Raw genomic sequence first — 15,094 nt, 5'->3', positions numbered from 1 at the left:
CGCAGTTATCCCTTACGCAGATATTCCAGCACAGCCGGGCGCACGGTTTCAACGCCTTCTGCGCGGGCCTGGTCAATCACTGCGCGCAGTTCCTGAAGGTTCGTACGGCGCAGGCGATGCTTCACAGGGCCGATAGAAGCCGGACGCATGGACAGCGCCCGCAAGCCCATGGCGGCAAAGCACAGAGCTTCGACCGGCCGGCCGGCATCCTCACCACAGAACGACAAAGGCGTGTCGCCTTCTTTACAGCGTGCAACGATGGTTTCGAGGAAGTTCAGGAAACTGACGCTGAGCGTGTCATAACGTTTGCGCACCCGTTCATTTTCACGGTCGGCGGCAAAGAAGAATTGCTTGAGGTCATTGCCGCCGATGGAAATGAAATCCGCCATCTTAAAGAACTGTGGTGGGGCGAAGGCCAGGCTTGGCGTTTCTAGCATCGTGCCGATTTCAAAGCTTTCCGGCAGGGCGTGCCCAAGTGCACGTTCCCGTTCAACTTCGCGCAGGAAGATGTCACGCGCCTGTTTGAATTCTTCAAACTGCGCGACCATCGGGAACATCACGGACAATGGGCGCCCTTTGGCGGCCCGCAAAAGCGCCTGCACCTGCATCCGCATCACACCAGGCTTATCAAGACCCACACGGATCGCACGCCAGCCAAGCGCCGGGTTCGGTTCGTCCAGGGGGTTCATATAGGGCAGGACTTTGTCTGACCCGATATCAAGCGTGCGGAACACCACCGGCTTACCTTCAGCGGCATTCAGCACGGTTTCATAGGTTGCGGCCAGTTCTGCGCGTTTGGGCATTTTATTGCGGACGAGGAACTGAAGTTCGGTTCTGAACAGGCCAACACCTTCTGCACCAGAGGTTGGCAGGCTGGGCAGATCGGCCATAAGCCCTGCGTTCATGGTCAGCTTCACCACTTCACCACACAGGGTTTCTGCTGGTTTGTCACGGATGGATGTATAGCGTTCCTGGGCCTCCGCCTGCATCAAAATCTTGTCGCGGAAGGCAGAGACCACACTTTCATCCGGGCGCAGATGCACGGTGCCATGTTCACCATCCACTAAAATCTGATCGCCGTTCAAGGCCTCATTCGTGATCCGGTCGGTGTGGATCAGCAGGGGAATTGCAAGAGCACGTGCAACGATGGTGGCGTGAGAACCGACAGAACCTTCTTCAAGCACGATGCCTTTCAGATTGCGGCCATAATCCAGCAGTTCTGCGGGGCCGATATTGCGCGCAATCAGGATCGGGTTCTCAGGCATTTCCGCGCCGGTATTTGATCCCTGACCCGTCAGGATACGCAACAGACGGTTGGACAGATCATCGAGATCATGCAGGCGATCACGCAGGTAAGCGTCCGAGGCCTGAGACATACGGGCGCGTGCTGTGGATTGCTCCTTTTCAACCGCAGCTTCCGCAGAGAGCCCGCGTTTGATGTCTTCCGACATGCGCCGCATCCAGCCTTTGGAATTGGCAAACATCCGGTAGGCTTCCAGCACCTGCACCTGATCTTTGTCACCACCAATAGCGTTATCAAGCATCTCATCAACAGAAACGCGCAGCTGATCGACAGCCTCTTCCAGACGGATCTGTTCGGCTTCCGGATCATCAGCGATCGGGTTGGTGACAACGACGCGGGCTTCATGCAGCCAGACATTGCCTTCTGCCACGCCTTCTTGGGCGACAGAACCGCGTAGCATCACCGCCTGACTGTGCAGAGGCGACAGTGCGGCGCCTTCACCGACAAAGGCGCCAAGTTCGGTCATCTCAGCCAGAACCATGGCGACGACTTCCAGCGCGTAAACTTCGTCATCGGTGTAGACGCGGGCATCTTTGGATTGCACCACAACCACGCCCAGACGTTCACCCAGGCGCTGCAACGGGATTCCCAGGAAAGAGGAAAACACTTCTTCCCCGGTTTCCGGCATAAAGCGGAAGCCTTTTTCAGACGGTGCATCCGGCGTGTTGACCACACGGGAATATTTCGCAACGCGCCCGACCAGACCTTCGCCGATTTTCATGCGGGTCTGATGTACCGCATCCTGGTTCAGGCCATGGGTTGCACATAGTTCCAGGGTATCGTCATCGCGGAACAGATAAATAGAACACACATCGGCTTCCATAGAATCCGCCACAAGTGCAGTGATCTGATCCAGACGGGCCTGGCCCGCGCTGTCTTCCGCCATAATCTCGCGTAACCGCCCGAGAAGCTTTCGGCTCTCACTTTCTGTGCTGTGTGCCATGTTTGTTCTTGCTCCCTTGCGTTCTTTGTACGGCAGATTACGTGACAAGGGAAAGAGCAGAGTTCCGCAAATGCGATGGACAGGCAGGAGAGTGGAAAAAATATAGACGCAATGGGCATAATGCCATTGTCGGGTTCGATCCCTGGAGCAGAAAATGCGGCGAAATGAACCTTGTTTTTCCCTGTTTAACTGATAACTACCCTTGGAAATCAGGATGCTCCGGAAATGCTGGCGTATGCACGCCGAAAGTTTTTTCCGGAGAAAGAACAGGCAGGATGTCCGGCGGATATCCTTTGTATTGAAGAGAGCCCGGAAATGGCAAATACGTCGGAAGCTTCTGCAGAAGATCGCGGAAAGTCGAAACAAATCAGTGCGCTGCGCGGGTTGTCGCCTTTTATAAAACCTTATCGGCTTCAGGTGCTTCTGACGCTGCTGGCTTTGACGGCGACAGCGGCTCTTTCGCTGATCCTGCCAATCGCGGTGCGCCGTGTCGTAGATGGATTCACGAATGGGGAAACACATCTTCTGGATCAGTATTTTGGTGCTGCGATCCTTGTGGCTGCCCTTTTGGCTGTTGGCACCGGGCTGCGTTATTTTCTGGTCACACGCCTGGGTGAACGTATCGTCGCTGATATGCGCAAGGCCGTATTTGCGCGTGTGATTTCCCTTTCCCCCGAATTCTATGAAAAGACCCTGACCGGCGAAGTTCTGTCGCGTATCACCACAGACACCACGATTATCCAATCGGTGATTGGGTCATCGCTGTCCGTGGCATTGCGTAATGTCCTGATGTTCATGGGCGGAATGGTTCTGATGCTTTTTACCAGTGCTAAACTGACCGGGCTTGTGTTGCTGATTGTTCCCGGGGTTCTGATCCCGATCATCGTGCTGGGGCGGCGATTGCGCAAGCTCAGCCGTGAAAACCAGGACTGGATCGCTGCAAGTTCCGGTGCTGCGTCTGAGGCGCTTCTGGCAGTGGGCACAGTGCAGGCCTACACCCATGAAACCCGCACAACCGCGCAGTTTGACGATGTCACAGAAAAGGCGTTTGGTGCGGCGGCAAAACGGATTTTTACACGCGCGATTATGACCGTGATTGTGATTTTCCTGATCTTTTCAGGTGTCGTCGGTGTGCTCTGGATCGGGACGCGCGACGTGCAGGCCGAACTGATGAGCACCGGGGAACTCGTACAATTTGTGATCTATGCGATCATGGTTGCCGGTGCCGTTGGTGCATTGTCCGAGATCTGGAGCGAATTGCAGCGCGCTGCAGGGGCGACAGAACGCCTGATCGAACTGCTGGAAACCGAAGATCAGGTGAATGACCCGATTGCGCCAAAGACATTTGGTGCGCGCGCCCGGGGTGATATCCGTTTTAATGATGTTACGTTCCACTACCCATCCCGTCCCGATACAGCGGCGTTGAAGGATCTGCAACTGGACGTGAAATCGGGGGAAACCGTAGCGCTTGTTGGCCCTTCAGGCGCGGGTAAATCGACCATCCTTCAGTTGTTGTTGCGTTTTTATGATCCGGACCAGGGGCAGGTGATGCTTGATGGTTTTGATCTGACAGAGATGACACGCGCCGACTTCCGCCAACATATTGCACTTGTGGCGCAGGACCCGGTGATTTTTGCAGGCTCTGCCATGGATAACATCCGTTTCGGGCGTCCGGGCGCCAGTGATCAGGATGTAGTTGACGCCGCAAAAGCCGCTGCAGCGCATGATTTTCTGATGGCGCTGCCAGAGCAATATAATTCGGAACTTGGTGAACGTGGCGTGATGCTGTCCGGCGGTCAGAAACAACGCATTGCAATTGCTCGTGCCATTTTGCGGGATGCGCCGGTTCTGCTGCTGGATGAGGCAACTTCTGCCCTGGACGCCGAAAGCGAACGTGCCGTGCAGGGGGCGATTGATGATCTGGCGAAGGACCGTACGACACTGATCGTGGCGCACCGTCTGGCGACCGTGAAAAAAGCTGACCGGATTGTGGTGTTCGAAGAGGGCGGGATCGTAGCCCAGGGCACCCATGAAGAACTGGTCAAAGAAGGCGGGCTTTATGCGCGTCTGGCAAAGCTTCAGTTCACCGCAGAGGTTTAATTTCGTCTAAATTCCCCCCTGATTAAGGGCAGGGGGCGCAGCGTCAGGCTTGCGTCACCGCCTTTATGCGACCATTGTGTGACAAAAGGTCCATAAAAAACGGACATAAGGGAGGGAAATAACAGATGGGTAAATTTGCCAGTCTGGAAGATCTGCTGAAGATCGAACAGGAAGCCGAAAGTTTTGAAGCGCGGGATTTGCCGCGAACAATGCATGATTTTCTGGCTTCAGCCAAAGACAAGAACCCCAATGGGAATGCGATCAGTTATCAGATCACATCCGGGCCAAAGGACAAGGCAGAAACCCAGACCTGGACTGGCGTTTATGAAAAATCCGTGCAGGCTGCGAATCTTTTTCGTTCGCTTGGTGTCGGTGAAAATGACGTTGTAGCTTTTCTTCTGCCGAATGCGATGGAAACTGCATATACGCTGCTGGGTGGGATGATTTCGGGGATTGTGAACCCGATCAATCCGCTGCTTGATCCAGAACAGATTTCCGCCATTCTGCGTGAAACCAATGCGACGGTTCTGGTGACACTGAAGGCTTTCCCGAAAACCGATGTGCCGCAGAAAGCAGCTGAGGCGCTGAAAGATGCACCCAATGTCAAAACAGTGCTTGAAATTGATCTGCTGCGTTACCTGACACCGCCGAAATCCTGGATTGTGCCTCTGATTCGACCGAAGAATCCTTCGGGTCATTCTGCGCGCGTCCTCAACTTCAACGCGGAAATGGCAAAACAGAACAAGACACTGGACTTTGAGGATAAGAAAGAGGATCGCGTCGCGGCCTATTTCCACACCGGCGGCACAACTGGCATGCCGAAGGTGGCCCAGCACAAATATTCCGGCATGATTTACAACGGCTGGCTGGGTTCAACCCTGCTGTTCCGGCCTGAAGATAACGTCATGTGTCCGTTGCCGCTGTTCCATGTCTTCGCGGTCTATCCGATTATGATGTCGATGATCGGCGCAGCGTCACATGTGATTTTCCCGACGCCGGCCGGCTACCGCGGGGACGGTGTGTTTGATAACTTCTGGAAGCTCTGTGAACGCTATAAGGTGACCTTCCTTGTCACCGTACCCACAGCGCTTTCTGCTCTGATGCAGCGTCCAATTGATGCGGATATTTCCACATTATCTGGGGCATTTTCTGGGTCTTCGCCACTGCCATTGGAACTATATCGCCGTTTTGAAGAGGCCACCGGCGTGCAGATCATCGAAGGGTACGGTCTGACAGAAGCAACCTGTCTGGTTTCCTGTAACCCTCCGGGTGGGAACAAGAAAACCGGTTCCGTTGGGATGACCTTTCCCCATTGTGATGTGAAAATTCTGAAAAATGGGCCGGATGGACCTGTTGAATGTGGGACCGATGAAATCGGGGAAATCTGCATCGATAATCCGGGCGTATTTGAAGGTTCAACTTACACAGAAGTCGACAAGAACCATGATCTCTTCCATCATGATGTATACCTGCGCACGGGTGATCTGGGCCGGATTGATGCGGAAGGCTATCTGTTCATCACTGGACGTGCAAAAGATCTGATTATTCGTGGCGGTCACAATATTGACCCCGCAGAGATCGAAGAAGCGTTAGCAGGTCACCCTGCGGTTGGTTTCGTTGGTGCCATTGGTCAACCCGATGGGCATGCCGGTGAGATCCCCTGTGCCTATGTTGAGCTGGTGGAAGGCGCGTCCGTGACGTCAGAGGAACTGATGGCTTATGCGAAAGAGCATATCCACGAACGGGCCGCGAATCCGAAGTATATCGAAATCATGGCTGAATTGCCGAAAACAGCGGTGGGTAAGGTGTTTAAACCGGACCTGCGTAAAAGCGCGATTACCCGGATTTACAATGCGGCCCTGACAGAGTCAGGGGTTGCGGCGCAGGTGACTGTGGTGATTGACGATAAAAAACGCGGGCTTGTTGCGCAGCTTGTGAAGACAGGTGATGTTGCGGATCAAGCTGTTGTTGATTGTTTGGGTAAATTTACGCGGCCCTGGGAATGGGCCAACTAATAGTATTCTCAGATCTTATAGAAAAGGCGCCCGGGACAGCGGGCGCCTTTTTTTGTTATTCCGCGCAATCCACTTCAACCTCAGTTTTATTTGCGCCAAATCCCTGGGAAATGTAGCATTTCCCGCCATCCAGGAAGTCCCGGGTTGTGGTGATAACCTCTTCCTCAATCACATCCCCGGCTTCGGTAACAATACGCAGTGAAAGCAGTAGACGTCCGCTGGCCTGGGCCTGAGTGAGATCGGCGACCTGCTGAGGGGTTCCTTCGACAGTGATGGTTCGGGCGACGGAGGCTTCGATTTGATCTTCGTTCGTGCTTTGATCCACCGCGATGACCCGCACGGCCTGCTGAATAAGCTGAGAAAGCTCTTCGCCACGTGCGTCCTGTCCGGTCCAGTAAATGTCAACAAGATCACCAGGACGCAGGAAGCCGGATACACCTGTGACGGCATCCACACGAATTGTAAACGCCCGCTTACCAGGGGACAGTTGGGATTGGATGCCCACGCCTTTTCCGGGTTCGGATACTTTTACAGCCAGGATTGGCTCATTTACTTCCATGATCCGTGCAACGCTGCGAAACGCCAGTGAGTCATCAGGGAAAAGCTGGCCGATTTCAGAGAATGTACCTTCAGGCAGTGATGCTGCTGGCCAATCCACAAGACGTACATGTTCTTCAGTCATCTGTTGTCCGTAAACCAGACGTTCAGACACAACGAATACGGGAGTAGTCGGGATGCTGCCCTGGTTGGCGTTGTTCAGCGCGTGCTGATATGCATCCACGCGTTCTTTTACTTTGAATACGGCAAGCCCGGCCAGACCGACGCCGGCAACAAGTACGAGGCCAAATACAGCGCGCATTTTTATTCCTTCCAGAATTTCATTTTCCGCCATCAAATACGGATCATCTGGACATTTTCTGACTGCATTTTCGGCTGAATCAATGCGTCAAAAGTGCCCAGGTTATATTTAGAACCTGATAACTGAATACGCGCAATAAGTTAATATAACAAGTTGTGAAACGCTTGTTTTAAGAGGGTTTCAGTAAGTCGCTACGCTCATGGAACCAATAGCCGTTCCCGTTTCGCGTGAAAGTTCAGAAACATCATTTCCGATCGGAATAGCGAAAACAGCCCCCATCATGACAATGCCAGCGGTGAGAACAACCCAATCGACGGTTACGGCACCGGATTCGTTGTCTAGAAAGTTTCTGAACAGATGTAGCATAGGCCCGCCCCGCTGATGTGTGATACTGGTAAATGTACTGAACAAATTCATCTTATAGGTGAATTGTGGCAGCAAGTTGATCACGATCTGGCGTGAATGGGATGTCTCTCTCCAGAGGGGAAAGCTGGACTACCCTCAAAGCAAACAAGCCACGCGCGAGGCGTGGCTTGTAAATTCTGTCCGGTATCCGGGCAGAGCGTATAGAATTAGTATGTCTGTACGCTTTGTGCTTTTACGGAAGAACCGATTTCACGTGCCAGCTCAGCAGTGTTGGTACCTACGGAGTTGATGATCACGATGCCCAGACCAACGATAGCTGCGGTCAGAACGACCCAGTCAACAGTCACAGCACCGGATTCGTCATTTGCGAAGTTTTTGATGAGATTCAGCATTTTTATATCCTAACTTAGTTTAATCAGCCGCGAAAAGCGGAGTTTGAGGTGGCCCGTGGAGGCCTTGCACAACATTTCACTTTTGATCATACGCCCATACGAGCTTGTTATGGGGCTATATAACCCCCGGAATGGGGCAAGACCTGGGCAGATATCAGGTATTTTTGGCTTGATGCTGAGAAAAGTGGAAAAACATGTAAGTTATTGATTTATTATAATATATTTTAATATATCTTTGCGGTTTTGTTGTTATTAAGACTCAGGGGGCAGTTTTGTGCCTGAAATGCCTGCTCAAAGACAGAAAACTCTGGCCATAGATTTCGAGATTTGTGAGAATCGTGATCAAAACAGAGGCAGCAGTTTACCATGCGTGAAACCTTTTTCTCTTCCCCTGGTCGATTTAGAGGAATGGGGTATATGTCCTGTGTGGGGGGATGTGTGTACCTTCTTTTGCTGGCCCAGCCTTGCCTGTCGCAGGGTTTTCCAAATTCGGGTGATTTTTCTGCGCGCTGGATTTCAGTGCCAGAGAGCTTTGAAGGACGTCGCCGGATTGATGTGCAGATTGATCCGGAGGAACAGGCGCGGGCGCTGGCTTTGCCGACGGGTTCGAATGGTTCGGTTGTGGATGAAACGGAAACAGTTGCAACTGTTGCGCCGACAGACACAGCAGAGAGTTTACCCTTCGCATGGTTCTGGAAAGAGGTGTCTCCGGCGCTGTCAGATTCCGCACCGAACTCTCTCGAGCTGGCAGAGCAGGTTCTGTCAAACTCGACCAGTGAGGAAAGTAGTTTTCCGAGAATGCAGAACCTGCAAAGTATCGCTGAAAAATATGGTGGTGAAATTCTGGGTGCAACCGTTGGTACTAAGGTTTCCCCAGCGCTGGTATTGGCCGTTATTGGGGTTGAATCTGCCGGACGTGAGGACGCCGTAAGTTCTGCGGGGGCTGGCGGGCTGATGCAACTTATGCCGGCAACTGCAGAACGGTTTGGCGTAACTGATCGAATGGACCCGGTGCAGAATCTCAGAGGCGGTGTTGCATATCTTGACTGGCTGATGGGGGAGTTTAACTATGATCCCATTATGGTGCTGGCTGCGTATAATGCCGGCGAGAATGCCGTAAAGCGAAACAATGGTGTGCCGGAATACGCTGAAACCCGTGGTTATGTGCCAAAGGTTGTCGCCGCCTGGACCATCGCGCGGGGGTTGTGTACAACGCCTCCGGAACTGGCCACAGATGGCTGTGTGTTTTACGTGAACCTGGCAGGCAATGATGGCTGACGACAAACCCCTTGTACTGGATATCGACGGAACATTTCTGAAGACGGATATGTTATTTGAATGCTTTTGGGGCGCACTTGGGAAAGATCCTTTGTCGGCATGCCGGTGCGCTGTTGCGAACCTTACTGACCGTGCGCGGCTGAAACGTGAACTTGCCGGGATAGCTGACCTGAATGTCGCGCTTTTACCGGTGCATCCGGAACTGAAAGATTATGCGGATCAACAGCGCAACGCAGGGCGAGAGGTTCTCCTGGTATCGGCCTCTGATCAGAAACTGGTATCTGAGCTTGCACAACATCATGGGTATAGCGAACACAGCAGGGGTTCCGATGGGATAGCGAACCTGAAGGGGGAAGCAAAAGCAGAATATCTCAGTCAGACATATGGCGAACAGGGTTTTGACTATGCAGGCGATCATGCCGCAGACCGCGCGGTTTGGGCGCAAGCTGATAAGGCGCTGGTTGTCGGAGACATCGAACCAACGGCCCGACCGGGTCAGGAAGTTATCCGGTTTGCAGGGGGCTGGTCTGGCCGGGCCTTACTGAAAGCCATACGCCCGCATCAATGGGTAAAGAATGTTCTGCTGTTTTTGCCGATCCTGGCATCACATGAATTTACGCTCACCAACCTGTTGTTGCTGCTTCTGGGGATAATGGCGTTTTCAGCGGCGGCGTCTTCTATATATATAGTAAACGATCTTTTGGATCTCGAAGCTGACCGGCAGCATGTCAAAAAACGCTTTCGCCCCTTTGCTGCGGGAACCGTGCCAATACCTGTTGGAATGCTGGCATTCGTTTTTCTTTCCTGTGCCGCATTGGGCATCGCGGCTTTGCTTGGGACAGGGTTTCTGTTCACTATTCTTATTTATATGGGACTGTCTCTGGCTTATTCCCTGCAATTGAAACGGATGCGTTGGGTGGATATTGCGGCGTTGGCCAGCCTCTATACACTACGGGTGGTTGCCGGGGCGGCGGCAACCGGCGTTGAGGCATCTCTTTATATGATGGTTTTCATCTTCCCGGTGTTCATCACGTTGGGATGTGTGAAACGGATGACCGAACTGGCCCTGGCGACAAGTGATGCGCGCCTTCCGGGCAGAGGCTACGGGCGTGCGGATATGGGCGACCTTGTGAATGTGTCCGGCCTTGGGATGGTTTTCTCCCTGCTGATTTTCTTCCTCTACACACGTTCTGATCAGGCGCAGATGCTATATCCGACGCAATGGCTGCTCTGGCTGGCGATGGTGCCGATGTCCGCCTGGCTTTTGCGCATGATCCGTCTGGGGTATCACGGAAAGCAGGATCACGATCCCATTGTCTTCGCACTGAAAGACAAACGCGGGATCGGGTTCCTGCTGATTACCGTTTCACTGATCTTCTATGCCGCCGGGTTGTGGCAACAATGGTTTGGCCTGTAGCACGTCAGACGGAAAGTTTTTTGAAGATGAACTCAGGAATGGACCGGATGATCGACATAATCCCCCACCAGAAAAACGGTGTGTAGATCACATTGCGTTTTTTGCGCAGGGCTTTGCGAATGTCGCGGGCTACATTTTCAGGCGAAGCGACCAGGAACATTCCGTCCACAGTCCAGGTCATGGCGGTGTCGACAAAGCCGGGCTTTACGGTCAAAACATGGGCACCAGACCGGTTCAGACGATTGCGAAAACCTGACAGATATGTATGAAAGCCGGCTTTGGCTGCGCCATAGACATAATTCCCGATGCGTCCGCGGTCCCCGGCAACAGAGCCGACACCAACAACCTGGCCACCACCGCGTGTTTCCATTTCCGGTGCGATCATCTGCAGGAACTCTGCCGGTCCGGTAAAGCTGTCGCGAATGACCCCGTGGATCAGTTCGGGATTGTCGTCAATTTCGGACTGCGGCGGCATGGAGCCTGTGAACACAGCGACCGAAATCTGTCCCTCTTCTTGCTGAGCCCGCTCAATCAGTGGCGCAAAGCCCGTGTTGTCGCGCATATCAATCGCGTGTGCTTCAGCCAAAATAGCTCCGCGGAGTGCGAGATCTAAAGCGAATACCTGCATATCTTCCATATCGCGCCCGGCCAGAAGAACCGCAGCCCCGTCCTGTGCAACAGAACGGGCAAAGGCACGGGCCATGGATGAGGTCGCGCCCAGAATGATCCAGGTTTCTTGTGTATTCGGGGTCATTGGGCAGTCCTCAGATCAAGGCGGCGGATCAGATCTGTTTTCAGATCGCCCTCCGGATCGGCTTTGTTGACGATGTCACACCAGGTCGCGTGTTCAGGGTACATGGATTTGATGCGGGTTTCTCTGGCCAGGGAATCTTTGGCCAGGTAAACGCGCCCGCCCGCATCTGCGGTCATTTCCTCAAGGCGGTGGATGAGGATTTCTGCGCCTGGTCGGTTCCGGAAATCTACGGCCAGCGTATAGCCTTCCTGCGGGAAAGACATCATACCTGCAGGTTGATCGCCGACATCTGGCCCCATGCGCTTGAGAACCGCAAGCGGGGATGCCAGACCAGAACGTGCGATCAGATCCAGCACCTCGCGCAGGTCGTCTTTCCTGTCCACAGGCAGAACACATTGAAACTGATGAAACCCCAGTTTGCCATACAGTCGGTTCCAGTTGTGAATGGCATCCAATGGGAAGAAAAAATCACCGATGGGTTTAACCAGGGTTCGGCCAGTTTTGGGAACACGTCTGTAATAGAGCGCGTTAAACAACTTTACGATGGGGGATGCCAGGGCCCAGCCTGGGGCATTAAACGGTACAGATTTCGCGCGTTTCGGGGCAGGGACCAGACCAGCACCCGTTTCGGCCTCTTCCAGAATGCCACGCCCAAGGGCGTTGCCCTGTGCCGTCGCATCAATCCAGCCAACCGAATAGGTCGCACGCGAGTTGTCCAACAGAGAAATGAAAGCGTCAAAGTCAGCCGCCCTCTGTTCAGTCACCATGATTACGTCACCAACGCAGGGTTTCAGGCGCAGTTTGGCCGACAGGATCACGCCAGTCTGACCCAGGCCGCCGATTGTTGCGCGGAACAGATCCTTGTTGCGACCTGGCGTCAGTATTTTGCGCTGACCGCCCGCCAGCAGAATTGTGATGCTTTCCACATGATCGCCAAAGCTTCCGTCAATGTGGTGGTTTTTGCCATGCACATCATTTGCAATGCAGCCGCCGAGTGTTGCAAAGCCTGTTCCGGGCATCACTGCTGGCAACCAGCCTTGTGGTGCAAGAACATCGGCAAGCACGCCTATCTGAACACCAGCTTCGGCTTCCAGCAGGCCGGCTTCAGGATCAAAGCTGATGATCCGGTCCAGACGGGTCATATCAATTGCACGCCCGTCGCTGTTCAGGGGCGCGTCGCCGTAGGACCGGCGCATTCCGATTGCGGGTGCTGTGATGGTCTCAGTCAGACGCAGCAGTGCAGACTGACGTTCAGGTCGGGCAAGTTCGCCCGTGGTGCTGTGGACCCGGCCCCAGCCCGTATGTGTATCTGTTTTCCAGGTCATATAAGCTGTTTTCCGTTCATGAGTTCAACTGGGTCTTTCTGGATTTCTTTTCCGCCAGGGGAAAGATCAGAAGTCCGATTATAATTGCAAACCAAAGGGTTGTGACGCGGATGATGATTGTTGCCGGTACAGAAAGCCCGGGGCCGAACCCTTCGAGAGATAACAGCGCGATCATGGCGGCTTCGGCACCACCAACGCCGCCGGGCGCACCGGTCAGACCACCGGCCAGCGTCGCCAGTGTGAAGATCCCTACGGCTTTCCAGAAAGGAACATTTGCTCCAAACCAATCCAGAAGCAGCCAGAATGCGTAGCCTTCAGCAATCCACCCGAGCAGCCCCAGGGACAATGTCGGAAGCAGTACTGCAGCACTGGTGAACAGGCTGAGAGACCGGGCCATGCTGCGCAGTCTTGCGAAGAACCTGGGTTTGCGGCCAATGAGCTTCCAGGTGGCTTTAATCAATCCGGTCAATAGCTTAGGGCGGGTGACAACAATAGCCAACAGCAATGCGATTGCGGCGACCGGTGCCGCAATTGTATGGCCGCCCATGGACTGGCTGAGGCTGAGAGCAAGGATAATCGCCATTGCTGCAAGATCAGAGGCGCGATCGATCAGGACAAGTGGGGCGCTGCGTTCGGGGCGGCCGCCGCATTCACGCGCAATCCAGCGCAAACGGATCAATTCGCCAAGACGGCCCGGGGTAACCGACATGGCAAAGCCCCCAAGGAAGTGGCGCAGGCTTTGTAGAATGCTCACGCGCAGGTTCATACGGCGCGCAAAGATATGCCAGCGCAAGCCACGTAACAGATAGTTCACCAGGGAAAGCGCAAACAGAACAAGGATTTGCAGCCAGCCGAGCTTTGCGATCTGTGTCAGCGTTTCTTCCCATCCCGTCGCCATTGCAAGGCTGATCAAGCCAAAGGCCACCGCCAGGAAAAGGGCAGGTGCAAGCAAAACCTCACGCCAGCGCCGACGGGGGGGCAGGGCTGTCAGAACAGGGGATGTATCAGGGGTGCTTGGTGTCATTTCTGCAAGGTAACCTGTGAATGCGGCTTTTTTATTTCAGGGTATAAAACGAAAATGAAGGAACTGGGTACAAAACACAGGGCGAAACTTTCAAATCTTTAAAGGCTCCACAAGGGGAAGTTTAAAGTTTTTAAAGCTCATACAGACGACATTTGAAGCGTGTTCGGTGCCTTCTAGCCTTTGCCGGTCATTCGGGTTTGAAGTTTTGCCACGCTGACGTTCGAAAGCAGCAATGCGAGTATGATAGCCAGAGTAGCTGTCAGTACACTGAAGGCGACGCCGCTGTATCCCCGGGTATCGATGGTCCAGAACAGTAAAACCGGGAACCCATGCAAAAGATAGACTGGCATTGTTCTTCGTCCGAGATGGGTCAGTTTGTCAGATTGTACGGGAACAATAGCGAAGAAAAATACTGACATGGCGATCCCGGTAAAGATGATCAGGGCGCGGGACGCTATGGGCAGTGCTTCGTCCGGGAAAGTTGAATAAGGATGTGCCCCCCAGAGTAAAGCGGTGTCTATATGAGCTGATATCCCAACCGCCAGGGAAAAAAGAACCACGAAAGCGGTACCGAAAGTCAGGCGATATCGGGCCGCGAGTGAAGTGATCATGGTGCTGTAATAGTGACCAAATAAAAATGCTGGAAAGAAAACGAAAGTTCTGGAAAGGCTGAACTCCAGTTCGATCCAGTCGACATAGCCCACAAGCAGCGCCGCGATAATGCTCAAAGGGATTGCGTAAGGAATCCGTTTGACCAGAGGCAAAAGGAGTTTCCAGGTGAGCAGGCTGAATAGAAACCAGATAATCAACGCTGGTGTCGTTATGGAGATCGCCCGATCTGGCATGAAGTAGGTAAGAGCCAGAGAATAGAGGATCTGGAAGGCGAGCAATGGCAATAGAATTCTGTGACACAGCCGGCGCAGACCCTGAATGCCTATCTGTGGGCTTGCGACCATGCCGCTGATCATCGCAAAGGCCGAAATGTGGAAGGTATAGATAGCGAAATACAAGCTCTGCTCGATTCCGCGATTTTCAAGCAGATGTCCCCAGACAACCAAAAGGATCAGTGCGCCGCGCCTGGCGTCCAACTGGTTATTTCTAGGTTTCAATTGCTCTGACCTTTATGTGTTTTTGTTGAATACACCTCAGGGTCGAGTCTGGTTTGCGAGACGCGACAGGTCAACCGATTTGCGAACAAAAAACCATGCGTCAGGCAGGCGAAGTTGGCAGGGACATTTGTATCGGGGAACTGGCCTCTGGGCAAAAGGCAGGATGTTTTACGGTTTGCGCATAAAGATTGCCCCCGAAGATGATACTT

Annotated in this window: 12 protein-coding genes; 4 read left to right on the top strand and 8 right to left on the bottom strand. The window is 53.5% G+C overall.

The genetic code is table 11. The features are described 5' to 3' along the window. Positions 1-5: 5 nt before the first annotated feature. Positions 6-2,246, bottom strand: coding sequence for a phosphoenolpyruvate--protein phosphotransferase (gene ptsP / locus H1D41_RS07480; RefSeq protein WP_228848302.1), 2,241 nt, complete (start codon positions 2,244-2,246; stop codon positions 6-8). 315 nt (positions 2,247-2,561) lie between these two features. Between ptsP and H1D41_RS07475 the strand changes: the two genes are divergently transcribed. Beyond that, a complete protein-coding gene (locus tag H1D41_RS07475) occupies positions 2,562-4,346 on the top strand; it encodes an ABC transporter transmembrane domain-containing protein (RefSeq protein WP_228848301.1) in 1,785 nt (594 codons plus the stop codon). A 125-nt stretch (positions 4,347-4,471) separates the two neighbouring features. Further along, entirely contained in the window at positions 4,472-6,361 is a 1,890-nt protein-coding gene (locus H1D41_RS07470; RefSeq protein ID WP_228848300.1) for an acyl-CoA synthetase, read from the top strand. A 55-nt stretch (positions 6,362-6,416) separates the two neighbouring features. On the opposite strand, the gene cpaB is transcribed toward H1D41_RS07470, so the two are convergent. From cpaB to H1D41_RS07455, 3 genes are all read right to left on the bottom strand, one after another. Then, positions 6,417-7,220, bottom strand: a complete 804-nt coding sequence (gene cpaB, locus H1D41_RS07465) for a Flp pilus assembly protein CpaB (RefSeq protein WP_228848299.1) — start codon at positions 7,218-7,220, stop codon at positions 6,417-6,419. A gap of 180 nt (positions 7,221-7,400) precedes the next feature. After that, positions 7,401-7,586: a Flp family type IVb pilin gene (locus H1D41_RS07460; RefSeq protein ID WP_228848298.1), complete on the bottom strand. Its 186-nt coding sequence runs from the start codon at positions 7,584-7,586 to the stop codon at positions 7,401-7,403. Between the two features lie 206 nt (positions 7,587-7,792). Continuing rightward, on the bottom strand, positions 7,793-7,978 hold the full coding sequence (locus H1D41_RS07455) for a Flp family type IVb pilin (protein ID WP_228848297.1): 186 nt from the start codon (positions 7,976-7,978) through the stop codon (positions 7,793-7,795). Positions 7,979-8,416: 438 nt separating this feature from the next. On the opposite strand from H1D41_RS07455, the gene H1D41_RS07450 reads away from it, so the two are divergent. Both H1D41_RS07450 and H1D41_RS07445 read left to right on the top strand, forming a co-directional pair. Beyond that, on the top strand, positions 8,417-9,256 hold the full coding sequence (locus H1D41_RS07450) for a lytic transglycosylase domain-containing protein (RefSeq protein ID WP_228848296.1): 840 nt from the start codon (positions 8,417-8,419) through the stop codon (positions 9,254-9,256). Continuing rightward, a complete protein-coding gene (locus tag H1D41_RS07445; RefSeq protein ID WP_228848295.1) occupies positions 9,249-10,673 on the top strand; it encodes a UbiA family prenyltransferase in 1,425 nt (474 codons plus the stop codon). The genes H1D41_RS07450 and H1D41_RS07445 overlap by 8 nt, the downstream gene beginning before the upstream one ends. Positions 10,674-10,677: 4 nt before the next feature. Here the strand turns inward: H1D41_RS07445 and H1D41_RS07440 are convergent, their stop codons facing one another. The 4 genes from H1D41_RS07440 to H1D41_RS07425 all read right to left on the bottom strand — a co-directional run bounded on the left by H1D41_RS07440 (position 10,678) and on the right by H1D41_RS07425 (position 14,885). Beyond that, positions 10,678-11,427, bottom strand: coding sequence for an SDR family NAD(P)-dependent oxidoreductase (locus H1D41_RS07440; protein ID WP_228848294.1), 750 nt, complete (start codon positions 11,425-11,427; stop codon positions 10,678-10,680). Next, complete coding sequence (locus H1D41_RS07435) at positions 11,424-12,752, bottom strand: FAD-binding oxidoreductase (protein WP_228848293.1); 1,329 nt, start codon at positions 12,750-12,752, stop codon at positions 11,424-11,426. Before H1D41_RS07435 ends, H1D41_RS07440 begins: the two co-directional genes overlap by 4 nt. Positions 12,753-12,768: 16 nt before the next feature. After that, a complete protein-coding gene (locus H1D41_RS07430; RefSeq protein WP_228848292.1) occupies positions 12,769-13,776 on the bottom strand; it encodes a lysylphosphatidylglycerol synthase transmembrane domain-containing protein in 1,008 nt (335 codons plus the stop codon). Between the two features lie 173 nt (positions 13,777-13,949). Continuing rightward, positions 13,950-14,885 carry an acyltransferase family protein gene (locus H1D41_RS07425; RefSeq protein ID WP_228848291.1) on the bottom strand — a complete coding sequence of 312 codons (936 nt, stop codon included), beginning with the start codon at positions 14,883-14,885 and terminating at the stop codon, positions 13,950-13,952. Between the last annotated feature and the right edge of the window lie 209 nt (positions 14,886-15,094).

Source organism: Halocynthiibacter styelae (genome assembly GCF_016123485.1).
Lineage (GTDB): Bacteria > Pseudomonadota > Alphaproteobacteria > Rhodobacterales > Rhodobacteraceae > Halocynthiibacter > Halocynthiibacter styelae.
Note: the sequence above shows the minus strand (reverse complement) of the source record. Positions and strands in the feature narration are given on the sequence as shown.

What these genes read in the sequence shown, in the direction of transcription:
- H1D41_RS07475 (WP_228848301.1), top strand. Translation starts at nt 2,562, where the DNA reads ATGGCAAATACGTCGGAAGCTTCTGCAGAAGATCGCGGAAAGTCGAAA.
- H1D41_RS07445 (WP_228848295.1), top strand. Translation starts at nt 9,249, where the DNA reads ATGGCTGACGACAAACCCCTTGTACTGGATATCGACGGAACATTTCTG.
- H1D41_RS07435 (WP_228848293.1), bottom strand. Translation starts at nt 12,752, where the DNA reads ATGACCTGGAAAACAGATACACATACGGGCTGGGGCCGGGTCCACAGC.
- H1D41_RS07440 (WP_228848294.1), bottom strand. Translation starts at nt 11,427, where the DNA reads ATGACCCCGAATACACAAGAAACCTGGATCATTCTGGGCGCGACCTCA.
- H1D41_RS07455 (WP_228848297.1), bottom strand. Translation starts at nt 7,978, where the DNA reads ATGCTGAATCTCATCAAAAACTTCGCAAATGACGAATCCGGTGCTGTG.
- cpaB (WP_228848299.1), bottom strand. Translation starts at nt 7,220, where the DNA reads ATGCGCGCTGTATTTGGCCTCGTACTTGTTGCCGGCGTCGGTCTGGCC.
- H1D41_RS07430 (WP_228848292.1), bottom strand. Translation starts at nt 13,776, where the DNA reads ATGACACCAAGCACCCCTGATACATCCCCTGTTCTGACAGCCCTGCCC.
- ptsP (WP_228848302.1), bottom strand. Translation starts at nt 2,246, where the DNA reads ATGGCACACAGCACAGAAAGTGAGAGCCGAAAGCTTCTCGGGCGGTTA.
- H1D41_RS07460 (WP_228848298.1), bottom strand. Translation starts at nt 7,586, where the DNA reads ATGCTACATCTGTTCAGAAACTTTCTAGACAACGAATCCGGTGCCGTA.
- H1D41_RS07470 (WP_228848300.1), top strand. Translation starts at nt 4,472, where the DNA reads ATGGGTAAATTTGCCAGTCTGGAAGATCTGCTGAAGATCGAACAGGAA.